The 21634-nt window shown below is 75.2% G+C and carries 18 protein-coding genes; 5 read left to right on the forward strand and 13 right to left on the reverse strand.

Annotation, left to right across the window (positions count from 1 at the left end; genetic code table 11):
- Positions 1 to 158 precede the first annotated feature (158 nt).
- The 3 genes from ACFV2S_RS08840 to ACFV2S_RS08850 all read right to left on the reverse strand — a co-directional run bounded on the left by ACFV2S_RS08840 (position 159) and on the right by ACFV2S_RS08850 (position 2425).
- Positions 159 to 914, reverse strand: a complete 756-nt coding sequence (locus tag ACFV2S_RS08840) for an SDR family oxidoreductase (RefSeq protein WP_385555561.1) — start codon at positions 912 to 914, stop codon at positions 159 to 161.
- Positions 911 to 1660 carry a hypothetical protein gene (locus ACFV2S_RS08845; RefSeq protein ID WP_385555563.1) on the reverse strand — a complete coding sequence of 250 codons (750 nt, stop codon included), beginning with the start codon at positions 1658 to 1660 and terminating at the stop codon, positions 911 to 913. The genes ACFV2S_RS08840 and ACFV2S_RS08845 overlap by 4 nt, the downstream gene beginning before the upstream one ends.
- A 69-nt stretch (positions 1661 to 1729) precedes the next feature.
- Positions 1730 to 2425: a GntR family transcriptional regulator gene (locus ACFV2S_RS08850; RefSeq protein WP_385555565.1), complete on the reverse strand. Its 696-nt coding sequence runs from the start codon at positions 2423 to 2425 to the stop codon at positions 1730 to 1732.
- A gap of 193 nt (positions 2426 to 2618) precedes the next feature.
- Here ACFV2S_RS08850 and ACFV2S_RS08855 point away from each other — a divergent pair, with 193 nt between their 5' ends.
- Positions 2619 to 3938 (forward strand): amidohydrolase, encoded by a 1320-nt coding sequence (locus ACFV2S_RS08855; RefSeq protein ID WP_385555567.1) that lies wholly within the window; start codon positions 2619 to 2621, stop codon positions 3936 to 3938.
- The gene (locus ACFV2S_RS08860; protein ID WP_385555569.1) at positions 3935 to 5404 is read left to right on the forward strand and encodes an APC family permease; all 1470 of its coding nucleotides are present in this window, start codon (positions 3935 to 3937) and stop codon (positions 5402 to 5404) included. The genes ACFV2S_RS08855 and ACFV2S_RS08860 overlap by 4 nt, the downstream gene beginning before the upstream one ends.
- A 45-nt stretch (positions 5405 to 5449) precedes the next feature.
- On the opposite strand, the gene ACFV2S_RS08865 is transcribed toward ACFV2S_RS08860, so the two are convergent.
- The 6 genes from ACFV2S_RS08865 to ACFV2S_RS08890 all read right to left on the reverse strand — a co-directional run bounded on the left by ACFV2S_RS08865 (position 5450) and on the right by ACFV2S_RS08890 (position 15371).
- Positions 5450 to 6649, reverse strand: coding sequence for an amidohydrolase (locus ACFV2S_RS08865; protein ID WP_385555571.1), 1200 nt, complete (start codon positions 6647 to 6649; stop codon positions 5450 to 5452).
- A 130-nt stretch (positions 6650 to 6779) separates the two neighbouring features.
- Positions 6780 to 9551 (reverse strand): SpoIIE family protein phosphatase, encoded by a 2772-nt coding sequence (locus ACFV2S_RS08870; protein WP_385555573.1) that lies wholly within the window; start codon positions 9549 to 9551, stop codon positions 6780 to 6782.
- Positions 9548 to 11614, reverse strand: a complete 2067-nt coding sequence (locus ACFV2S_RS08875) for a SpoIIE family protein phosphatase (RefSeq protein WP_385555575.1) — start codon at positions 11612 to 11614, stop codon at positions 9548 to 9550. The genes ACFV2S_RS08870 and ACFV2S_RS08875 overlap by 4 nt, the downstream gene beginning before the upstream one ends.
- Positions 11615 to 12076: 462 nt before the next feature.
- Positions 12077 to 13261, reverse strand: a complete 1185-nt coding sequence (locus ACFV2S_RS08880; protein WP_385555577.1) for an MFS transporter — start codon at positions 13259 to 13261, stop codon at positions 12077 to 12079.
- 107 nt (positions 13262 to 13368) lie between these two features.
- A complete protein-coding gene (locus tag ACFV2S_RS08885) occupies positions 13369 to 13764 on the reverse strand; it encodes a hypothetical protein (protein WP_385555744.1) in 396 nt (131 codons plus the stop codon).
- A gap of 158 nt (positions 13765 to 13922) precedes the next feature.
- On the reverse strand, positions 13923 to 15371 hold the full coding sequence (locus tag ACFV2S_RS08890; RefSeq protein ID WP_385555579.1) for a peptidoglycan D,D-transpeptidase FtsI family protein: 1449 nt from the start codon (positions 15369 to 15371) through the stop codon (positions 13923 to 13925).
- 144 nt (positions 15372 to 15515) lie between these two features.
- On the opposite strand from ACFV2S_RS08890, the gene ACFV2S_RS08895 reads away from it, so the two are divergent.
- Both ACFV2S_RS08895 and ACFV2S_RS08900 read left to right on the forward strand, forming a co-directional pair.
- On the forward strand, positions 15516 to 16598 hold the full coding sequence (locus tag ACFV2S_RS08895; RefSeq protein ID WP_385555581.1) for a hypothetical protein: 1083 nt from the start codon (positions 15516 to 15518) through the stop codon (positions 16596 to 16598).
- A 189-nt stretch (positions 16599 to 16787) separates the two neighbouring features.
- The gene (locus ACFV2S_RS08900; RefSeq protein WP_385555583.1) at positions 16788 to 17039 is read left to right on the forward strand and encodes a hypothetical protein; all 252 of its coding nucleotides are present in this window, start codon (positions 16788 to 16790) and stop codon (positions 17037 to 17039) included.
- Between the two features lie 202 nt (positions 17040 to 17241).
- Here ACFV2S_RS08900 and ACFV2S_RS08905 read toward each other — a convergent pair whose 3' ends face one another.
- Genes ACFV2S_RS08905 through ACFV2S_RS08915 form a run of 3 tightly spaced genes read right to left on the reverse strand, consistent with a single transcriptional unit; the run spans position 17242 to position 20122 of the window.
- The gene (locus ACFV2S_RS08905; protein ID WP_385555585.1) at positions 17242 to 17901 is read right to left on the reverse strand and encodes a response regulator; all 660 of its coding nucleotides are present in this window, start codon (positions 17899 to 17901) and stop codon (positions 17242 to 17244) included.
- Entirely contained in the window at positions 17898 to 19130 is a 1233-nt protein-coding gene (locus ACFV2S_RS08910; protein ID WP_385555587.1) for a sensor histidine kinase, read from the reverse strand. The genes ACFV2S_RS08905 and ACFV2S_RS08910 overlap by 4 nt, the downstream gene beginning before the upstream one ends.
- On the reverse strand, positions 19127 to 20122 hold the full coding sequence (locus tag ACFV2S_RS08915; RefSeq protein ID WP_385555589.1) for a hypothetical protein: 996 nt from the start codon (positions 20120 to 20122) through the stop codon (positions 19127 to 19129). The genes ACFV2S_RS08910 and ACFV2S_RS08915 overlap by 4 nt, the downstream gene beginning before the upstream one ends.
- Positions 20123 to 20298: 176 nt before the next feature.
- On the opposite strand from ACFV2S_RS08915, the gene ACFV2S_RS08920 reads away from it, so the two are divergent.
- Positions 20299 to 20796 carry a cupin domain-containing protein gene (locus ACFV2S_RS08920; RefSeq protein ID WP_385555591.1) on the forward strand — a complete coding sequence of 166 codons (498 nt, stop codon included), beginning with the start codon at positions 20299 to 20301 and terminating at the stop codon, positions 20794 to 20796.
- 9 nt (positions 20797 to 20805) lie between these two features.
- On the opposite strand, the gene ACFV2S_RS08925 is transcribed toward ACFV2S_RS08920, so the two are convergent.
- Positions 20806 to 21576, reverse strand: coding sequence for an IclR family transcriptional regulator (locus tag ACFV2S_RS08925; protein WP_385555592.1), 771 nt, complete (start codon positions 21574 to 21576; stop codon positions 20806 to 20808).
- Positions 21577 to 21634: the final 58 nt, after the last annotated feature.

A 21634-nucleotide genomic window follows, 5' to 3' on the forward strand; every position in this document is an offset into this window, starting at 1 on the left:
CCACCGCGCAATCCGGACAGCTGCCGCGTTCAGCGGATCGCGATGATCTTCAGCCGCGCCTACGGTGAGCTGGTCGGATGCGCCGAGGCGCGCATCGCGGCCCGGGCCCCGGCCGGCTCCCCCGTATCAGTCCGGCCGGGTCCTGCGTACCCCACCGCTCACGCCAGTCCTCCGTTGCTCATCAGCAGCTGCCCGTTGACCCACTGGCCCTCGGGGGAGCAGAGGAAGTCCACCAGGTGCGCGGTGTCCCGGGGCGTGCCGAGGCGGCCGAGCGGGGTCTGCCGGACCGTCTCCCGCCGCAGCTCCGCCGTCATCCAACCGGTGTCCACCGGGCCCGGGTTGACGGCGTTGGCGGTGACCCCGAGGTGCGCGAGCTCCCGCGCCGCGGCCAGGGTGATCCGGTCGAGCGCTCCCTTGCTCGCCCCGTACGGGAGGTTCCCGGCGGTGTGGTCGCTGGTCAGGGCGACGATGCGACCGGTGCCCGGAGCGCCGGTGAAGCGGCGGCCGAACTCCCGGATCAGCAGCCACGACGCGCGCGTGTTGACGGCGAAGTGCCGGTCGAAGCTCTCGAGCGTCGTGTCGAGCAGGCCCGAGTCGACCGACTCGCAGTGACACAGGACGAGGGCCGTGACCGGGCGGCCGTACCGCTCCCCGACCGCGTCGAACACGCGCCCGGGAGCCTCCGGATCGGCGAGGTCCGCCTCGACGGCCAGGGCGGTCGCGCCCCGCTCGGCGAGGTCCCCGAGGATCGCCCGGGTCGCCCCCTGCTCGACACCCCACTCCATGCGCAGGTCGTAGGGGGTCCAGCAGGTGAACGCGATGTCCCAGCCCGACTCCGCGAGTCGGTGGGCGATGCCCGCGCCGATGCCGACGGTGCGGCCGACGCCGGTGACGAGGGCGAGTGGACGGGTCAAGAGGTGTCTCCTTCGTCACTGTGGTCCGGCGGGCGGGTGCGGGCCGGGTCCGCCGTCCGCCGCTCCTCGTGCCGGCGCCGCCACGCCAGCGCGAAGCCCATGGCCGCGAGCAGCGCCGGGACGGCTGCCCACCCCGTCAGCGACGCCAGCCAGTCGGGGTTGAGCCGCGACGTCGCGCCGCTCGCGAACCGGCAGGTGGCCTGCGGCGGGAAGAAGGAGTACTCCAGCGTCCTCGGCGGGTGGTAGCGCCAGTCCCCGCCCCGGACGCAGGCCGACGACGGGCCCGCGAGCAGCTTCCAGCCCGCCGTCGCGTACAGCACCAGGAACGCGGAGCCGGTCACGAAGAACGCCGTCCCCGTCCGGCGCAGCTTCTCGGCCCGGGACGTCGGCAGCACCCAGCGGCCGCCGGGGCGCGGTGCGAACCACTCCGCGACCAGCGCCGCGAGCAGGCAGACGACCAGGACCGCCAGGGCGGTCCGGAGCAGTGCGCCGAGGACGGGCCAGCCGTCGAGGGAGGAGACCTCGCCCCGCTCGAACACGCAGACGGTGGCCGGGGGGAACGCCTGGTCCCGGGTCCGCAGCAGTCGGCCCGGACCCCGCACCAGCCCCTGCATGCACCGCTCGTCGTACTCGAGCATGCCCAGCAGCGCCGCCGCCGAGCCGAGCAGCACCGCGCCGAACGCGACCCCCGCCACGGCCCACAGCCAGCCCGTCCGGTACCCGCCGTGCGCCCCCGTGTCCGCCATCCCGGCACCCTAACGGGCCAACGGGGGACGCCCGGGAGGTCCCGCGCCGTCCCGCCGTCCCGACCTGCCTCAGGCGGTGTCCGGCAGCTCCGCCAGCAGACGCAGGGTCGACGTGCGGGTGTCGGCGACATGGGCGCGGGCCAGGGCCTCGGCGGCGTCCTCGTCGCGGTCGCGGAGCGCCTCGAAGAGCCGCTCGTGCGCCCCGCACATCGGCTCGCCGTCGGACTGCGCCGAGGTGAGCCGGAAGAGGCGGCGCAGCCGGGAGTCGAGCGGGGCCATCAGGTCCACCAGGAGCGGGTTCCCGGAGAACTCGACGATCCGGCGGTGGAAGTCGGCGTTCAGCGAGACCGCCTCGCGCAGCCGCCCGGACTCCGCGGCCCTCCGCGCCCGCGCGAGGAGGCGCTCCAGGTCCCGCAGCCGTTCGGCGCTCGCGTGCCGGGCGGCGAGCCGCGCCGCCAGGCCCTCCAGGTTCTCCCGCACGTCGAAGAGGTACGCGGCGTCCTCCGGGCCGAACGCGGCCACCACCGACCCGCGGCGAGGCTGCACCGAGAGGAACCCCTCCGACTCCAGGCGCTGCATCGCCTCGCGCACCGGCACCCGGGAGACCCGCAGTTCGTCGGCGATCTCGCGCTCCACCAGCCGCAGCCCCGCCGGGTACTCGCCCTCGATGATCCGCTCGCGCAGCTCGGCGTACACCCGCTCACGCAGGGACGGATGGGTGTCCCCGATGGCGGTGCTGCGGCCGGCGGGGCGGGGGGTGGTCATCGGGCGGGCTCCAGTCGGCGGGGGCTGTGGTGCCCCGATCTTCGCAGACGGGTTCGGGCGGGTCCCGAAGTGAGGGCCCTCCAGGCATTGCCTGGTATTCGGTATACCAATTACCTTTGCGTCGCACCGCGGTCACCGGGGGGATCCCGACGCGCGCCCCCGCCACCCGTCCGTACGTCGTGAAGGAGACACCATGAGCGAGGCATCCGCCCCGCCCGGCCCCACCACCCTCCTCGGAACCGCCCCGCCCGCCCCCACCGCACTCCTCGGAGCCACCCTCCCCGACGGCCGCACCGCCGACGTCCGCCTCCACGGCGGCCGGGTGAGCGCCGTCGAGGCGCACGACCCGGCCCGCCCCGCCGTGCCCGGCGCCCTCCACCTCGGCGGCGCGCTGCTGCTGCCGGCCCTCGTCGACGGCCACGCCCACCTCGACAAGACCCTCCTCGGCGCCCCCTGGCGCCCGCACCGGACCACCGCCACACTGCACGAGCAGATCGAGGCCGAGCGCGCCTCCCGCCGCGCCGAGGAGGTGCCCGTCGCCGAGCGGGCCGCCGCCCTCGCCCGCCGGATGGTCTCCCTCGGCACCGGACACGTCCGCTCCCACGTCGACGTCGACCCCGACACCGGCCTCGACCACCTGCACGCCCTCCTCGGCGTCCGCGAGGCGTTCCGCGACCGGCTCGGCATCCAGCTCGTCGCCTTCCCGCAGTCCGGGGTCGTCGGCGCGCCCGGCGTCGCCGACCTCCTCGACGCCGCGCTCGCCGACGGCGCCGACCTCGTCGGCGGCCTCGACCCGGTGGGCTTCGACGGTGACGCCGCCGGACAGCTCGACACCGTCTTCGGGCTCGCCGAGCGTCACGGCAAGGGCATCGACCTGCACCTCCACGACGGCGGCGAGACCGGCACCGCCCAGCTGCGGGACATCGCCGCCCGCACCGCCGCCCTCGGCCTCGGCGGCAGGGTCGCCGTCAGCCACGCCTACGCCCTCGGGGACGTCGGCGACGCCGAGCTCGACCGCACCTGCACGGCCCTCGCCGCCGCCGGGGTCGCGATCATGACCAACGGCCCGAGCGGCCCCGTACCGCCCGTCCTCCGGCTGCGCGAGCACGGTGTCCGGGTCTTCGCGGGCTCCGACAACATCCGCGACACCTGGTGGCCCTACGGCACCGCCGACATGCTCGAACGCGCCACGATCATCGGTCTCAGGACCGGGCTCATGACCGACCCCGAGCTGTCCTTCGCCGCCTCCCTCGTCACCGGTGAGGCCGCCGCCGAGCTCGGCCTCACCGACCACGGCATCGCCCCCGGCACCCGCGCCGACCTGGTCGTGGTCGCCGCCGGCTCCGTCCCCGAGGCCGTCGCCGCGCACCCCCGCCGCCTGCTCGTGCTGCACGCCGGACAGGTCGTCGGCCCCTTCGCCGACGACGCCTACCCCGCGCTCGTCCCGCCGGCCCCCGCCTCGCCGGCCCTCGCCCCGTCCGTGCCCGTCCCGTCCGCCGGAGGAGCCGCGTGACCACCGACACCGCCCCCCGCACGGCTCCGCAGGCCCCGGAGGCGGCGGGGAAGCTCGCCGCCGGCCGGATCGGCACCTTCGACCTCGTCTTCTTCGTCGTGGCCGCCGCCGCGCCGCTCACCGTCCTCGCCGGCGTCGCCCCCTTCGCCATCGGCATCGGCGGCCCCGGCGCCCCGCTCGCCTACCTCGTCTCCGGCGCGCTGCTCGCCCTCTTCGCCGCCGGGTTCACCGCGATGAGCCTGCACGTGCGCAACGCCGGTGCCTTCTACGCGTACGTCGCCCGCGGCCTCGGCCGCACCCTCGGCGTCGGCACCGCCTACGTCGCCGTCGTCTCGTACAACCTCGTCACGCCGGGCGTCGCCGCGGCCTTCGGCTACTTCGCCGCCGGCTCGATCCGCGACGCGACCGGCACCGACGTGCCGTGGTGGCCGCTCTCCGGGCTCTGCGTCCTGGCCGTCGGCGTCCTCGGCTGGCTGAAGGTCACGCTCAGCGCCAAGGTCCTCGGCATCGCCCTGGTCCTGGAGGTCCTCTCGCTCGTCGTCATGGACGGCGGCATCCTCGGCGAGCGCGGCACCGCCGCCCTCGACACCGCGTCCTTCGCCCCCTCCACGCTCGCCGCCGGCGGCGTCGCGGGCATGTTCGTCCTGGTCATCGGCGCCTTCACCGGCTTCGAGGCCACCGCGATCTTCGCCGAGGAGGTGCGCGAACCGCGCCGGACCGTCCCCCGGGCCACCTTCATCGCGATCGGCTTCCTCGCCGTCTTCTACGCGCTCGGCTGCTGGCTGATCATGGGCGCCTTCGGCACCGACGAGGCCGTGCGGCTGGCCCGCGCGGCCGACGGACCCGAACTCACCTTCCGGGCCGCCGAGCTGTACGCGGGACCCTGGCTGGCGGACGCCATGCACGGGCTCATCGTCGTCAGCGCCTTCGCCGCCACGCTCGCCTTCCACAACGCCGGCGCCCGCTACCTGTACGCCCTCGGCCGCGAGGGCCTGCTGCCCCGCCGCCTCGGCACGGTCTCCGGGAAGCACGGCTCGCCCGGCGGCGCCGTCGTCGCCCAGACCGGCTTCAACCTGGCCGTCGTCGCCGCCGGGGCGCTCCTCGCCGCCGACCCGTACGGCGAGGTCTTCCTGTGGACCAACAGCGTGGGCGTCCTCGGCATCATGGGCATGCAGGCCCTCGCCGCGCTCGCCGTCTGGGCCTACTTCCGGCGCGACCGGATGGGCCTGTCGGCCGCCCGGGTCGTCTGGGCGCCGCTGGTCTCCTGCGCCGGCCTCGCCCTGCTCACCGTGCTCGCGGTGGTCCACTTCGACCTGCTCACCGGCCGCACCGGCGCCGTGAACACGGCCCTCCTGGTGCCGCTGCCCGTGGTCCTGGCGACCGGTCTGCTCGTGGCCCTCCGCATCCGGCGCACGGACCCCGCCCGCTACGCCTCGCTCACCACCGTGGACGTGGAGCGGGACTGACGGCGGTGCGTACGGGGCGGAGGCCGGCCCCCGCCCCGTACGCCCTCACACCAGGCGGCCGTCCCGCGCCACCACCCGGCCCGCGCGGACCACGAGGTCGCGGCGGGGCAGGTCCACCACCGCCTGCGGCAGGCACTCGCCGTCGACGAGCATGAAGTCGGCGGGCGAGCCCGGCCGCAGGTCCGCCCGCGCCAGGCCGAGCAGGTCCGCGCCCCCGTCGGCGGCGAGCCGGAAGCAGCCCTCCAGCTCCTCGTCGAGCCGCGCGTCCAGGGCCCAGGCGGCGAGCCAGGCGCGGTGCAGCATGTCCGCGTTCCCGAAGGGGCTCCAGCTGTCCCTGACCCCGTCCGAACCGAGGCCGACCGTCACCCCGCGCTCGGCGAGCCGCCGGAACGGCAGGACGGTGGTCGCGGACAGCGCGACCGTGGTGAGCGCGACCCCCGCCTCCGCCAGCAGGTCCGCCGTCTCGTCGAGCTCCGCGCCGGAGAGTCCGGCGACCGCGAAGGCGTGCGCCACGCTCACCCGCCCCTGGAGCCCGAGGGCCCGGGTGCGGGCGGCGATGTCCCGCAGCGGCGCGAGGCCCTGCTCGCCCCGGTCGTGGAGGTGGATGTCGAGCCCGAGCCCGTGCTTCCCGGCGAGCCCGAACACCGTCCCGAGCTGGTCGCCGTCGCCGCCGTCCGCGTCGAAGCCGGCCGGGTCGATGCCGCCGATGTGGGTGACGAGCCCGCTCGCCGCGGCCTCCGCCAGGAGCTCCGCCACGCCCGGCGTCCGGACCACCCCGTGCTGCGGGAACGCGACGAGCTCCACGTCGACGATCCCGGCGAGCTTCCGGGCCGCCTCCGCGACCCCCTCGATCCCGGAGAGCCCGTAGGCCGGGGCCACGTCCGCGTGGGCCCGCATCGCCCGGGTGCCCTGGGCGGCGGCGTGCGACATCAGCCGCAGCGCCCGCTCGGCCACCGGGGTCGGCAGGGCGCGGGCCAGCTCCACGTCCCCGGCGACGTACTCGGCGATGCCGTGCGCGGGACGGCGGCTGTGCCAGGGTTCGCCCCAGGAGGTCTTGTCGGGGTGGATGTGCGCGTCGACCAGGGTCGGCAGCGCCAGCCGTCCGCCGCCCTCGACCCGCTCGACGACGGCGCCCTCCGGCACCCCGTCGACGAGCACCCCGTCCACGGCGACCAGGTCGCGGGCCGGTCCGCCGAAGGGCCGGACGTCGTGGAAGAGGGTGGCGGTGCGGGGCGGCGGGGTCACGGGGTCTCCTCGGAGTCACGGGAACGGGACTCCATTTGGTATACCAGAAACGCTTTCCGGGTCCCACCGCGCCGGGTCCCACAGCCCCGGGTCCGCCTCCCCGCGCCGGGTCCCACGACACCGGGCCCCCTCACCACGCCAGGTCCTCCAGCGCGTCCAGGTCCGGTACGACCATCGCCACCGGCTCGGAGCCCTCCCCGTTCACCCGCAGCTCCGCCCAGATCGTCTTGCCCCGCCGGGCGTACCGCGTGCCCCACCGCTCCGCGTACTGCGCGACCAGATAGAGCCCGCGCCCGCCCTCGTCCGTCGTCGCCGCGTGCCGCAGGTGCGGGGAGGTACTGCTGCCGTCCGAGACCTCGCAGATCAGCGTCCGGTCGTGCAGGAGGCGCACGCGCACCGGATCCGCCCCGTACCGCACCGCGTTCGTGATCAGCTCGCTCAGGATCAGCTCCGCCGTGAACGCGAGCCCGTCGAGCCCCCACTCCGACAGCTTCGCCGCCGCCGCGTTCCGCACCGGCGACACCGCCGACGGGTCCCGGGGCACCTCCCACTCGGCGATCCGCTCCCGGTCCAGCAGCCGGGTCCGCGCCACGAGCAGCGCGATGTCGTCGCGCGGGGTCGGCGACAGCAGCGTCGCCAGCACGTCCGCGCAGGTCTGCTCCGGGCTCCGGTCCGGCCGGGCCAGCGTCGAGCGCAGCAGCCCGAGTCCCGTGTCCATGTCCCGCCCGTGGTCCTCCAGGAGCCCGTCCGTGAACAGGACCAGCTTGCTGCCCTCCGGCAGCACCAGCTCCGTCGACTCGAACGGCGCGTCCCCCAGGCCCAGGCCCAGCGGGAGGCCCGGCGACAGCTCGGGGAACTCGACCCGCCCGTCCGGACTCACCAGCGCCGGACCGGGATGCCCCGCGCTCGCCACCGTGCAGTGCCCGGACGCGGGATCGTAGATCGCGTACAGACAGGTCGCGCCCGTGATGCCCTCGTCCCGCCGCCGTCCCTCGCCGTCCGTCCCCTCGGACTCCCGGTCGTCGATCCGGCCCGTCAGCTCGTCGAGATGGCCCAGGAGCTCGTCCGGCGGCACGTCCAGGGTCGAGAAGTTGTGCACCGCCGTCCGCAGCCGCCCCATCGTCGCCGCCGCGTGCAGCCCGTGCCCCACCACGTCCCCGACCACCAGCGCCACCCGCGCCCCCGGCAGCGGGATCACGTCGAACCAGTCGCCGCCCACCCCGGCCTTCGCCGGAAGGTAGCGGTACGAGACCTCCACCGCGCTCTGATCGGGCAGCACCCGCGGCAGCAGGCTCCGCTGGAGCGTCACCGCCATCGCGTGCTCCCGGGTGAACCGGCGCGCGTTGTCGATCGCGACCGCCGCCCGCGCCGCCAGCTCCTCCGCGAACGACAGGTCCTCCTCCCCGAACGGCTCCGGGGTGTCCGCACGCCAGAAGTTCGCCATCCCCAGGACGACCCCGCGGGCCAGCAGCGGCACCGTGAGCAGCGAGTGCATCCCGTACGCCAGCGCCTGCGCCGCCCCCTCCGGATCCTGCGCCCGCCAGCCCTCCGCCGCGGCCAGCTCCGCCTGCACCACCGCGTGCCCCGCGTGCAGGGCCGTCGCCATCGGAGTGCTGGTCACGTCGAAGCGGACGGTGTCCCCGACGGGCTGGAGCGGCTGGTCCGGCCGCAGCCCGCTCAGCGCCGTCCGCCGCATCTCGGTGGGCGTGGACGGGTCCGCGATCTCCACGGGCTCCTCGCCGCGCAGCACCGGTTCGAGGAGCTCCACCGTCGCGAAGTCCGCGAACCGGGGGACGGCCACCTCCGCCAGCTCCTCCGCCGTCCGTACGACCTCCAGCGTCGTCCCGATCCGCACCCCCGCCTCGTACAGCAGCTGCAGGCGGCCGCGGGCCACCGCCGCCCGTCCGGTCACCGCCGCCAGCTCGGTGGTGTCCCGCATCGTCATCACGCACCCCGACTCCGAGCCGTGCGGCAGGGTGGGCCGCACGCTCACCGCGAGGAGCCGGTCGCCCGCCCGGTGCACCTCGTCCGTCGCCGACCGCCCCGACTCCAGGAGCTCGACCGTCCGCGGATCGAGGCCGAGCTCCGACACGTGCCGCCGCTCCGCGTCCGCCGTCAGGCCGAGCAGCCGGCGCGCCTCGTCGTTGGCGAGCAGCAGCCGGTGGTCGGCGCCCACGATCAGGACGCCCTCCCGCACCGCGTGCAGCACCGCCTCGTGGTGCTCCTTCATCCGGGTCATCTCCGCGGGGCCCAGCCCGTGCGTCTGCCGCCGCAGCCGCCGGCTCACCAGCGCCGCCCCGCCCACCGCCGCCGCGAGCGCGCCGCCCGCCACGCCGATGAGCAGCGGCAGCCGGCCCTGCACCGCGTGCGAGATGCTCTCCACCTCTATGCCGCTGCTGACCATGCCGACGAGCTGTCCCTTCTCGTCGAGGACCGGGACCACGGCGCGCACCGCGTCGTTCGGCGCGCCGCGGAACAGCTCCGTGAACGCCTCCTTGTCCACCTCCGCCCGCGAGAGGTCACCGGTCGCCCTCCGGCCGATCAGCGCCGGATCCGAGTCGGTGTACCGCACCCCCGTGGGGCTCAGGACCGTGATGAAGTCCACCCCCGTCGCCTTCCGGGTCGCCTCCGCGCGGCTCTGCAGCACCGCCGTGGGATCGAGGGAGGTCAGCGCGGAGTCGATGCCCGGCGCGTGCGCGAAGGCCTCCGCCACCGCGAGCGACCGGACGCGGGCGTCCCGCTCGGTGTCGCTGCGCGCCTGGTGGAACGTCACGAACACGGCCGCCGCGATCACCAGGAGCGCGATCAGCGCCTCCAGCGCGAACACCTGCCCGGCGACGCTCCGCAGCCCCGTACCGCGCCCGCTGTCCTTTCCCCGCCCCTGCCCACGGCCCCGGGTCATCCCGTGCTCCGGGCGATGAGGAGCGCCACGTCGTCCGGTGCGCCCGGCCGCCGCAGCGCCCGGAGCAGCCGGTCGCAGGTCTCCTCGAGGGGCCCGCGCATCTCGTCCAGGAGCCGTACGAGCAGGGCGAGCCGGTCGTCGATCGCATCCGTGCGGGTCTCGATCAGGCCGTCCGTGTAGAGCACCAGCAGGTCCCCGGGCCGGAAGGTCACCCGGGTGGTCCGGAAGGTCCCTCCGCCGACCCCCAGCGGCACGCCCGTGGAGAGCCGCACCAGCTCCGCCGGCCCGTCCACCGGGACCCGCACGGGAGGCAGATGCCCCGCGTTCGCGATCCGGCACCGCTGCCGCACCGGGTCGTGCACGGCGAAGAGACAGGTCGCGATGTAGTGCTCCAGGCCCGCCGTGATCCGGTCCAGGTGCCGCAGCACCTGGGCCGGGGAGAGATCGAGGTCCGCGAACGCGCAGGTCGCCGTCCGCAGCCGGCCCATCGTCGCCGCCGCGTCGATCCCGCTGCCCATCACGTCCCCGACGACCAGCGCCGTCTTGTCGTCGGGCAGCGCGATCACGTCGTACCAGTCGCCGCCGACCTCGCTCGACGCGTGCGCCGGCTGGTAGCGGGCGGCGACCTCCAGGCCCGCCCGGTCCGGGGGAGCCCCCGGCAGCAGACTGCGCTGGAGCGTCACCGCCGAGTTCCGCACGCTCTGGTACCAGCGGGCGTTGTCGATGCTGACGGCCGCGCGGGCCGCCAGTTCGGTCGCGAGCAGGACGTCGTCCCCGTCGAAGGGCAGCGCGTTGCGGTCCCGCTTGAGGTCCAGCGCGCCCAGCACCTCGCCGCGCGCGATCAGCGGCACCGCCAGGTACGAGTGCACCCCGGCCTGCGCGAGCAGCTCGGCGGCCTCCGGGCTCCGGGCGATCCGCGACAGGTCGCCGGGCCCCACGTGCTCCACCAGGACCGGCAGACCGGTGTGCACACAGCGGGTGACGAGCCGGTCCGCCCCGTACATCGCGACCTCCCCGGGCGGATCCGCCGCCGGCAGGGCCTCCGTACGGCCCACGGCCTTCACCGCGAGCGCCCGGAACAGCTCGGGCCCCTCCTCCGGCGCGCCGGGCCTGCGCAGCGCCAGGACGGAGTCCAGGACGTCGACGGCGGCGATGTCCGCGAGCTCCGGCACCACCACCGAGGCCAGTTCGTCGGCCGTGCGCTCCACCTCCAGGGTGGTGCCCACCCGCGCCGAGGCGTCCGCGATGAGTGCCAGCCGCCGCCGGGACCGGTCGGCGTCCGCGGCCGCCCGGTGCCGCTCGGTCACGTCGATCACCGAGGCCGCGACGCCCTGGACCCGGCCGTCGGCCCCTTCCAGCCGGTAGAAGGAGAGCGACCAGATGTGCTCGTGCTCCGGGTCCGCCGGGGTCCGGCCGGCCACGGCGTGGTCGAGCACGGGAGTCCCCGTGGCCAGCACCCCGCGCAGCGCCTCCTCCAGGACCTCGGCGTCGACCTGCGGAAGCATGTCGGCGATCCGCCGTCCGAGGTGCTCCGCCGCCGGGATGCCGTTGATCCGTTCCAGGGCGGGGTTCACCAGGACGTAGCGCAGCTCGGTGTCCAGGACGGCCAGGCCGAGCGGCGACTGGGACACCAGCCGGTCGGAGAGCGCGAGCTCGGTCTCGATGCGCTCGACGGCGGCGCCGTCGGCGGCGATGCCCAGGGCGTACGGGTCGCCCAGGTCGTCGGTGAGCCGCATGTTGCGGAACTCCACCCGCCGCACCGAGCCGTCCTTGTGCCGTACGGGGAAGGTGCCCGCCCAGGCCGGGCCGCCGCGCAGCACCTCGCCGAAGAGGCGCATCGCCTCCTCGCGGTGGTCCGCGCCGACGATCAGCCGGGCCACGTACTGGCCGAGGGCCTCGTCGGCGCGGAAGCCGAAGAGGGCCTCCGCCTGCGGGCTCCACAGGACGATGCGGCCCCGGGCGTCGACGACCACGGCGGCGACCCCGAGCACGTCGAGGAGCCCCTTGCCGTCGAGGGGCACGCCGACCCGTCCCGCTGTCCCCGGGAAGGAACCAGCCGTCACACCGCCCTCCTCCCACCGCCTCCCTCCATGCTCCCCGCCACGGGCCCCCGGCGCCCGTTGTGGGCGGCGCCCGCCCCGTTGCGGGCCCGCGCCCCGCCCGTTGTGGGCCCGCGCCCCGCCCGTTGTGGGCAATCGTTCCGCTGGGGCGATGGGGGTCCCCCCTGCTCGAGCGAAGCCGAGAGCTTGGGGGAGGGTGGGCACAACGGAACGGCGCCCCTTGCCGGGCCTAGGCTCCCGTGCCCTGACCCGCACCTCCTGGTGCGGCGCGCACGTGGTGCGGGTCCAGGCGCGGAACGCGGAGGCGCCGCTAAGCGCGCCGTCCCGTGTGCCCACCCGTCCCGCCCTGCGGGACGATTGCCCACACGGGCAGCGGGCGAAGGCCCGCACTGCGGCAGGCGCGTGCTGCCGGGCGGGGGCGACGGCCCACGCGGGGGTGGGCGAAGGTGCCCGTGGGGCCGGGTGCTACGGGGTGCCGCCGGTCCGGGGCAGCAGGCCGTGCCGGTACGCGCCAGGGAGCAGCGTGCACGCCCAGCCGAGGCCCGCCGCCGCCAGCAGCGGCAGCAGGACGCGGACGTCGGCCACCGCGACCAGGCCCGCGCCGAGCGCGATGGCCAGCGCGTTCGGGGCCATGACCAGGGTGTTCGCGCTCGCCGCCACCCGGCCGACCGCCGAGGCCGGGGCCTCCCGCTGGACCGCCGTCATCACCGAGACCAGGACCCAGGGCATCCCGAGGCCGATCACCGCGCTCGCCGCCAGGGCCGTCGCCTCGTACGGCAGCGCTCCCCGTACGCCCATCGCCACGGCGAACAGCGCGAGGCCGGCGGCGGCGAGGGTCCGTTCCGGGATCCTGCGGAGCAGGGGACCGGTGAGCAGGCCGGCGAGGACCGAGCCCACGCCCTGCACCGCGTACAGCACCCCGGCGTACGCGGGCGCGTGCCCGAGGCCCCGGTCCACCACGGCGTAGATCGCGGCTCCGTTCACCCCGGCGAGCAGCATCGTGAAGGCACCGGTCGCCACCAGGGGCCGGAGCACCCGTGAGGCCCGGAGCAGGCGCACGCCCTCGGCGGTCTCCCGCCACCAGTTCCGCGCCCCGGGCCGGGACGGCCGGGCCTCCCGGACCGGCATCAGGGCGAACACGGCCGCCGCGACCGCGAAGCTCGCCGCGTCGAGGAGGACGACGGGCCCGCTGCCGTACGCGGCGAAGAGGCCCGCCGCGGCCAGCGGGGCGATCAGCTTCATGGACTCGTTCGCCGTCATCCGCAGCCCGTTGAACGTGCCGAGCCGCTCCCCGTCGACCACGGAGGCCACCAGGGCCTGCTCGGCCGCGTCGTGGACGGTGCCCTGCGCCCCGTACAGCACGAGGACGGCGAAGAGCAGCCACACCCGGTCCGCCGACTCCACCCACAGCAGCAGCGGCAGCAGGGCCGCCATCACCAGGTTCAGGACGACGAGCAGCGGCCTGCGCCGCACCCGGTCGGCGAGCGTGCCGAGCAGCGGCCCGAGCAGCACGGGCGCCCAGAGGGTGAAGGCGGCGAGGGCCGCGAGACTGTCGGACCCGGTGAGGGACTTGACCCAGACACCGGAGACCAGCCACATCGCCGTCGTGCCGAATCCGGACACGACGACACCTGTCAGATACCAACGCATGGCCGAAGACTGCGGTCTGAGGCGGGTCCTCCGGATCGGTCAGTCGCCCTAGATCGACTCCCCGGAGACGCGCGCGGTGACCTAGGGGGTGTCGCTCACGCCGGGGCTCACGCCGGGGCCTGCGCCCCCGGGACCGCGCGCTTCTCGAACCGCAGGGCGAGCCCCGTCACCACCGCGCCGAGTCCCTCCCACAGGCCCACGCCGAGGAACCCGGCCGGGGCGCGGCCGGTGACGACCGCCAGGGTGAAGACCGCGCAGGTGAGCAGCCGGAAGGGGACCGTCCAGCGGAAGAAGGCCTTCCAGTCGGCGAGGGAGGCCAGGACGTAGTAGACGCCCATGTTGAGCGCGGCCATCGAGGAGGCCGTCAGGAAGACCAGGGTGTGGTCCCCGTCCGCGCGCCCGCCCTCGGGCACCGGCTCGAAGCCCATGACGGTGAGCAGGGCGTCCGGGGCGACCAGGCCCACCACCCCGAGGGCGGCGGCGAGCACGCCGAAGACCGCCATGGTCCAGCCGGACAGGGAACGGGGCAGGCGCACGGCGGTCCTCCGAGGGACGAAGAGCAGGGGCACACCCCGCGATCCGCGCACGCGTGCGAATCATGGGGTGTGCCCCCTGCATATCGTGTGACAGGACCCGGCGGCCAATCGGCCCCCGGCTCATGTCACTTCAGCGCCGCCTCCATCATCTTCTGCGCCACCGGGGCGGCCAGGCCGTTGCCGCTGACCTCGGAGCGGGCCGCGCCCGAGTCCTCGATCATCACCGCGACGGCGACCTGCTTCCCGGTCGAGGGGTCCTTGGCGTACGAGGTGAACCAGGCGTACGGCGTCTTGCTGTTGTTCTCGCCGTGCTGCGCGGTACCGGTCTTGCCGCCCACCTCGGCCCCGTCCACGGCCGCGTTGGTGCCGGTGCCCTTCTCCACCACCGTCACCATCGCGCTCCGCAGCTGCTCGGCCGTCGAGGAGGAGACGACCCGCTCGGTGTCCCCGTCCTTGTACGAGGTCAGCGGGTCCCCGTCGGAGTCGACGACCTGCTGGACCATGTGCGGGGCGGCGAGCAGGCCGTCGTTCGCGATCGCGGCCGACACCATGGCCATCTGGAGCGGGGTGGCGGTCACGTCGAACTGGCCGATGCCGGTGAGCGCCGTCTGCGCCCTGTCCATGCCGGAGGGGTACACGCTCGCGTAGGCGCGGACCGGGACGTCCAGCTCGGCGTCGTTGAAGCCGAACTTCTCCGCCATCGCCTTCACCTTGTCCTGGCCCAGGTCGGCGGCCATCTTGGCGAAGACGTTGTTGCAGGAGTACCGGAGCGCGGTGCGGATCGTGGCGTTCTCGCAGGGCGCGGAGGCGTTCTCGTTCCTCAGCACCGTCCGGGTGCCCGGCAGCGTGTACGGGTCGGGGCTCTTCGTCGCCGTGTCCACCGAGCCGTACAGGCCGTCCTCCAGGGCGGCGGCCGCGACGACCAGCTTGAAGGTGGAGCCGGGCGGGAGCGGCTGTCGGAGCGCGCGGTTCACCAGCGGCTTGTCCTCGTCGGTGGTCAGCTTCTTCCAGACGTCCCCGTCGTTCGTCCCGGAGATCTTCGACGGGTCGTAGGACGGGGTGGACACCATGGCCAGGATCCGGCCGGTGGCCGGGTCGACGGCGACCGCCGCGCCCTTCGTGCTCCCGAGCGCCTCGTAGGCGGCCTTCTGCACGTCCGGGTCGATCGTGGTGACGACCGTGCCCGGGTCCTGCTGCTTGCGGGTGACGGCGTCCAGGGGGTTCTTCAGCCGGTCGTCGGTGCCGTCGAGGACACCGGAGTAGATGCCCTCCAGCTGTGTGGCGCCGTAGGCCTGCGAGCTGTAGCCGGTGACCGCCGCGTACAGCTCGCCGTCCGTGTAGGTGCGCTTGTACGCGAGGTCCGATCCCTCCGTCCTCTTCGAGCCGGTGACCGGCGAGCCGGCCACGACGATGTTCCCGAGCGGCTGCGCGTACTGCGCGATGGTCTTCCGCCGGTTCTTCGAGTCGTCCGCGAGCGCCTTGCCTTCGTACGCCTGCACCCAGGTGGCCCGCCCGAGGAGGGCGAGCACCAGGGCCAGGACGAAGACCGACGTGTGCCTGATCGTCTTGTTCATCGCACTTCTGGGGACGAACGATCCGGTGCCGGACGTTCCGGATGTGGCCGTTTTCTCAGCGAACCTTCATGTCGGGGCGCCGTGTGATCATCATGGGGGAGGGCCCTGGGGAGGGGCCGGAGACGTACGGGGCGGGGAGTCGGCGTGACCACGGGCGGGGAGAAGGACGGTTCGTCCGTGCCGGACGAGGTGTGGGCGGAGTTCCTGAGGACCTCCGCCGAGGGCGCGGCCGACGCGCCGAAGGAGCCGTCCGCACGGGCCCGCGAGGTCGAGGGGCGGCTGCGGGACCGGCCCGCGGAGCCGACGGCCTGGCGCGCGCACACGCCCCCGCCGCCCCGGCGCGGGAAGGGCTGGTACGTGGCGGGGTTCGTGGCGGCGCTGGTCCTGCTGGTCGTGGCCGTGGACCCGGGCGGCTTCGTCGGCTGGTCCGGCGGCGACACGGACACGACGCCCCTCGCGCGGGAGTCGGCGCGGCCGGAGCAGGCGCCGCCCGCCGAGCCGGGCGGACGGGCCACCCTCGACGAGCCCTTCCGGGGCTCCCCGGCGGCGCGCTGGGCGGACGGCGCGGCCGGCATCACCGTGCCCCCCGCGAAGGCGACCGGCTGGATGGGCGAGGCCGAGGTGGAGCGGGCGCTCGCGCGGACCCGTGACTTCCTCGTCCTCTCCAACCTGGACCCGGCGGTGCGGCGCGGCGCCCGCCCGGCGCAGGCCATCGCCCTGATGAACCCGCACCAGAAGGACGTCACGGCCTTCGTGACGACCGCGCTGCGCAGCCCGGACGAGGACCACGACCCGCTGCTCCTCTTCAGCCGCTTCGACCCCGCGCAGGCGCGCCCGGCCGGGGACGTGGTGAAGACCCGCGGCCGTCTCTCCTACCGCGAGGGGCGGCTCGGAGCCCTGGAGGTGACCGCCGACGTCACCTACGTCTACCCGGTCGCGCCGGCCGGCGGCGGCGACGAGGTCGTGCGGGTGATCGTGCGGCGGGAGACCGTGGTGAGCTGGGACGATCCGGCGAAGGTCGTCACCGGGGAGGGGACCTTCAGTCTGCTGTCGTACAAGACCGACATGACGAACGGCGGCTGCGGCACCACCACGGGATCCTTCCGGCCGGAGTTCGGCGGGGGAGGCCCGGACGCCGACCCGGGCAACGGGACGGTCGACCCGTACGACCGCACCGCCCCGATCACCGAGGGTCCCGGCGGCTGCGCGACCGCGACGCGCTCCTGACCCCCGCGCGAACGGAACCCGTGGTCCCGGGGCGCCCCGGGACCACCGCGTCCTGCCCGGTCCCCGCAGGAACCGGCGGTGTTCGTTGCCGGTGCTGGGCAGTGACCGGATGAAGCCCGACCTGCCAGGATGCGGCGCGTGGGCGAGCGGAAGCGGGCGTCCGCAGCGGCGGTTCCGACAGGGGGAGACATGCACAGGGGCTGGCCCGAGCGTTGGTGGACGACGGCGCTCGTCGCCCTGGTGCTGGCCGGAATCGTGGCCTACGACATCTGGTGGGCCGCGGGCATCCTGGCAGAGCCGGTCGTGGACTGGTGGGGTCTGCTCGGTCCGTGTCTGGGTGGAACCTGGTTCGCGCTTCTGGCGGTGTCCGCCGTCGACCGGTCGATCGCCCTCCGCAGGAAGACGCGAGCGGTACCCGGTGAGACGCAGGCCGGCCCCTGAATCCCTCCGCAGGAAGACGCGAGCGGTACCCGGTGAGACGCAGGCCGGCCCCTGAATCCCGCCGCGGGACCGACGCCGATCTCTCTCGCAGGTCGGCGCCGGCGGCTTCGGCCGGTGTCTCAGGGGCAACGGCATGCGGCGCCTCAGGCGCCCCGGGACCACGGCCCTGAGCCCCCGGGGCCCTGCCGCCACGAGCGGCGCCTCAGCCCGTCCGGACGAAGCCCGACTCGTACGCCAGGATCACCGCCTGGGTGCGGTCGCGGGCGCCCAGTTTCGCCAGGACCGCCGCCACGTGCGTCTTCACCGTGGCCGGGCCGACGCCCATCCGCCCGGCGATCTCGGCGTTCGTGAGACCCGTCGCCACCAGGCGGAGGACCTCCGACTCCCGCTCGGTGAGCCGCCCCGCCCAGGGCGGGGCCACCGGCGGCCGGCGGCGGGCGTGCTCGGCCGCCAGGCCCCGCACCGCCGCCGGATAGAGCAGCGAGTCGCTCCGCGCGACCAGCCGGACCGCGCTCACCAGCTCCTCCGCCGCCGCCCGCTTCAGCAGGAAGCCGGCCGCGCCGACCCGCAGCGCGTCGTACACGTAGGAGTCGTTCTCGAAGGTCGTCACCACCACGATCCGCGGCGGCTCCGCCATCCCGGCGAGGATCTGCTCGGTCGCCCGGATCCCGTCGATCTCCGGCATCCGCACGTCCATCAGGACGACGTCCGGCCGCTCCGCCCGCACCACCGACACCGCCTCGGCGCCGGTGGACGCCTCGCCGACGACCTCCAGGCCGTCCTCCGCGTCCAGGATGACCCGCAGCGCCGTCCGGACCATCCGCTCGTCGTCGGCGAGGACGACCCTGATCGGCGCGCTCACCGGGGGATCCTGACCGCGAGGCGCCAGACGCCGTCCGCCGGGCCCGCCCCGGCGGTGCCGCCGAGCTGCCGGGCCCGCTCGGTGATCCCGCGCAGGCCGCGCCCGCCGTCGGGCCGGGTGACCGCGGGACGGTCGGGCAGGGGGTTCTCCATGGTGATCTCCAACTCCTCGGTACGGGCGTCGAGCCGTACGGTGACGGGCGCGCCGCCCGCGTGCCGGGCCGCGTTCGTCAGCCCTTCCTGGACGATCCGGTACGCCTCCCGGGACAGCGCCTCCGGTACGGAGCCCAGGGCGCCGCGCACGGTCAGCGCCACCCGCGGCCCCGCGCCCCGCACCAGGGACTCCAGGGCGTCGAGCCCCGGCCCCGGGCCGTGCTCCGGTGTCCCCTCGTCCCTCAGGACGCCCAGGACCCAGTCCAGTTCGCCGACGGTGCGCCGGGTGGTCTCCTCGATCGCGGTCAGCGCCTCCCGTACGAACTCCAGGTCGGCCGCGTCGCCGTCGAGGACCCGGCGGGCCGCTCCCGCCTGGAGGGTGACGGCGCTCAGGGCGTGGCCGACCGAGTCGTGCAGTTCGCGGGCGAGCCGGTTGCGGGACTCGGCCTCGGCGGCCCGCCGCTCGGCCGCCGCCAGCCGGTCCGCCGGGCTCGGCCCGAGCAGCCGGGGCGCCTGCCGGGCGAGGAGGGCGCCCGTCGCGGCGGCGACGGCGGCGAGCGCGAGCAGCATCAGCAGGCCCGCGAGCGGCGCCGCCCGGATCCAGGCCCGGTCGAGGCCCCAGAGGCGGCCGAGTGCGGACTCCCGGAGGCCCGGCGAGAACGGCAGCGCGATGACCGCGACCGCGAAGGGCGGCAGGGCCAGGGTCGCCCCGCTGACCAGCGCCCCGGCGCCCAGGTGCAGGGTGAACCAGCCGGCCGTCCGGCCCCTGGCCTCCGGGCCGTGCGCCGGGCCGTCCGCGAACCGGTCGGCGTCCACCCCGCACAGCGCCCGGGCCGCGGCGACCGACATCGGCCGGGCCAGCGGGAAGAGCGCGGCGACGGCGGCGAGCGGCAGCCCCACGACGTAGGCCAGGAGCTGCACCCAGAGGTCGCCGGTGAACAGGCCGCCGCCGCCGAGCAGCGGCCCCGCGGCCAGGGAGCCGACCATCCAGAAGGGCATGAACAGCGCGCCGCCCAGGATCAGATGGAGCCAGCGCAGCCTGGCCCGCTGCCCGAACAGGGCCCGCGCCGGTCTCACGCCCCGGCGCTCCGGCGCCGCAGGAAGAGCGCCACGCACGCGGCGAGAAGGAACCCGGTGATCATCTCGCCAGCGTAGGACAGTTGTACGAGCCCGGGGACGTGCTTCGAGGGATCGGGGTCCGGCACCAGCGCGACGAGCGACATGTAGGCCCCCCAGCAGCCGACGGCACCCGAGGCCGTCCAGGCCAGCGCGAGCGTGGTGCGGACCCGGAGGCGGGCGGGCCGGCGCAGCACCAGGAACAGGGTCAGGACGACGGCGGCGACGAGGAATCCGGCCCACTGGGCCTCCAGGACGTAGAAGTCGGAGTCGCGTTCGGCGATCCGCCGGGCGGGCAGGCCCGTGGTCGAGCCGGCCGCCCACACCAGGTGGAGCGTGGCGGGCACGAGGGCGGCCACCGCGCCGGCCACGGCGAGGGCCCGCGCGCCGGGCCCGGACGTGCCGGCGGGCAGCGCGCCGAGGCGGCCCCGCCACAGACGGCTCCAGCGGTCCCGGGCGTACAGGGCGAAGAGGGTGCCGAGGGAGAGGCCCTGGAGGATGAATCCGCCGTAGACGACGGCGAAGACCCAGTCGTCCAGGAAGGGTTCGGCGGGTGCGGCGGCCTCGTCGGCGCCGGTGACGAGGGCGACCGCGAGCTGCGTCGGGTACCCGGTCATGATCGGGGCGAGCAGTCCGGTCGCCGCCCACATGGGGAGGGCGAGCAGCCAGGCGGGGAAGCGCCGGCCCCAGGCCTGGGTGAGCAGCAGGGCCAGGACGATGACGAGGACGTCGGCGAGGACCGAGACCGCGTTGGCGATCGCCATCAGCTGCGGGCGCTCCAGGAGCACGCTGCCGGCCGGGATGCCGAGCGTGCCGCCCGCCACCCAGACGACCTTGAGCGAGATGTACGGGAGGCAGGCGAGGATCGCGAGGGCGCGCAGCGCACGGCGGGCGGCGCTCGGGCGGTGCCCGCCGGCGGGTGCCGGGGCGAGGGGGGACGCGGTCTGTGTCATGGCTCCACGCTCCCGTGCGGGGTCCGGCCCCCACCTCCTTCCGGGTGGTGAACCGACTCCGCCGCGCGGGGGAGGAGCCCTCCTCCCGGCCGGGACCCGACGACCGGAATTGACCTCTGTTTTTGATGATCAATTGGCCCTGTCGGGCCGGTCAATGGCCTTCTAGAGTAGTGATCATGAACGAGAACGAGACCTTCGCCCCGCTCCTCACCCGCGCCGCCACCGCCGAGACCACGGCCGACCCGAGCAGCGTGATGACCCTCCTCGCCGACTCCGACACCACCGGCGGGCAGCTCACCAGCTACCGCTCCTCGTTCGCGAAGGGCGCGGTCGGCGCCCCGGCGCACTTCCACACCAAGGCCTCGGAGATGTTCTTCGTGCTCGGCGGCTCGCTCCAGGTCCTGGTCGGCGAGGAGCTCACCGTCCTGGAGCAGGGCGACTTCCTCCTCGTCCCGCCGCACACCCCGCACGCCTTCGCGGCGGCGCCCGGCGCCGAGGCCGACGTGCTCTTCGTCTTCACGCCCGGCATGGCCCGCTTCGACTACCTGCGCCTCCTCGGCCGCGTCATGCGGGGCGAGGCGAGCTTCGAGGAGATCAAGGCCTCCTCGGAGCAGTACGACAACCACTACGTCGACAGCCCCGTGTGGCAGAAGGCCCTCGCCGACCGCGCGTGACCCGGAGGTTCAGAGGCGGCGGGTCGCCAGCGTCAGCCGGTCCCGCGCGTCGAACAGCGCGTCCTTGATCATCTGCTCGTGGCCGGGGGTGAGGCGCGCCACCGGCACCGAGCAGCTGATCGCGTCCCGCGCCGGGCTCCGGTAGGGGATCGCGACGCCGAAGCAGCGCAGCCCCAGGGTGTTCTCCTCGCGGTCCACCGCGTAGCCCTGCTCCCGGACGGCGCGCAGCTCCTCGATGAGCCGCTCGCGGTCGGTGACCGTGTGCTCGGTCAGCGCCGGGAGCGTCTCCGGGAGGAGCTTGCGGACCTGCTCGTCGCTGTGGGTGGCGAGCAGCGCCTTGCCCAGTGAGGTCGAGTGCGCGGGAAGCCGGCGCCCCACCCGGGTGAACGGCCGCAGATAGTGCTGGGACTGACGGGTCGCCAGATAGACCACGTTCGTGCCGTCGAGCCGTGCCAGGTGAATGGTCTCGGTGGTGTCGTCGGAGAGCCGGTCGAGCGTGGGCCGGGAGGCGGCCACCACCTCGTCGCCGTCGATGTACGAGGTGCCGACGAGCAGCGCCCGCACGCCGATCCCGTAGCGCGTGCCCGTCGCGTCCGTCTCCACCCAGCCCAGCTCGACCAGGGTGCGCAGCAGCATGTACAGGCTGGACTTGGGGTAGCCGACGGCCTCCTGGACGGCGGCGAGCGAGTGCATCCCGGGGCGCCCCGCGAAGTACTCGAGCAGCTCCACGGTCCGCACCGCGGACTTCACCTGTGCCCCACCCGCGTCGGCAGTCGCCATGGCCCTCGCCCCTTTTCCGTCGTCCGGCCGTCCACCGGCCGCCCGGCCGGACAGAGCC

The organism is Streptomyces sp. NPDC059695, from assembly GCF_042733785.1.
Lineage (GTDB): Bacteria > Actinomycetota > Actinomycetes > Streptomycetales > Streptomycetaceae > Streptomyces.

What these genes read in the sequence shown, in the direction of transcription:
- ACFV2S_RS08845 (WP_385555563.1), bottom strand. Translation starts at nt 1,660, where the DNA reads ATGGCGGACACGGGGGCGCACGGCGGGTACCGGACGGGCTGGCTGTGG.
- ACFV2S_RS08850 (WP_385555565.1), bottom strand. Translation starts at nt 2,425, where the DNA reads ATGACCACCCCCCGCCCCGCCGGCCGCAGCACCGCCATCGGGGACACC.
- ACFV2S_RS08855 (WP_385555567.1), top strand. Translation starts at nt 2,619, where the DNA reads ATGAGCGAGGCATCCGCCCCGCCCGGCCCCACCACCCTCCTCGGAACC.
- ACFV2S_RS08870 (WP_385555573.1), bottom strand. Translation starts at nt 9,551, where the DNA reads ATGACCCGGGGCCGTGGGCAGGGGCGGGGAAAGGACAGCGGGCGCGGT.
- ACFV2S_RS08880 (WP_385555577.1), bottom strand. Translation starts at nt 13,261, where the DNA reads ATGCGTTGGTATCTGACAGGTGTCGTCGTGTCCGGATTCGGCACGACG.
- ACFV2S_RS08885 (WP_385555744.1), bottom strand. Translation starts at nt 13,764, where the DNA reads ATGGCGGTCTTCGGCGTGCTCGCCGCCGCCCTCGGGGTGGTGGGCCTG.
- ACFV2S_RS08890 (WP_385555579.1), bottom strand. Translation starts at nt 15,371, where the DNA reads ATGAACAAGACGATCAGGCACACGTCGGTCTTCGTCCTGGCCCTGGTG.
- ACFV2S_RS08900 (WP_385555583.1), top strand. Translation starts at nt 16,788, where the DNA reads ATGCACAGGGGCTGGCCCGAGCGTTGGTGGACGACGGCGCTCGTCGCC.
- ACFV2S_RS08915 (WP_385555589.1), bottom strand. Translation starts at nt 20,122, where the DNA reads ATGACACAGACCGCGTCCCCCCTCGCCCCGGCACCCGCCGGCGGGCAC.
- ACFV2S_RS08920 (WP_385555591.1), top strand. Translation starts at nt 20,299, where the DNA reads ATGAACGAGAACGAGACCTTCGCCCCGCTCCTCACCCGCGCCGCCACC.
- ACFV2S_RS08925 (WP_385555592.1), bottom strand. Translation starts at nt 21,576, where the DNA reads ATGGCGACTGCCGACGCGGGTGGGGCACAGGTGAAGTCCGCGGTGCGG.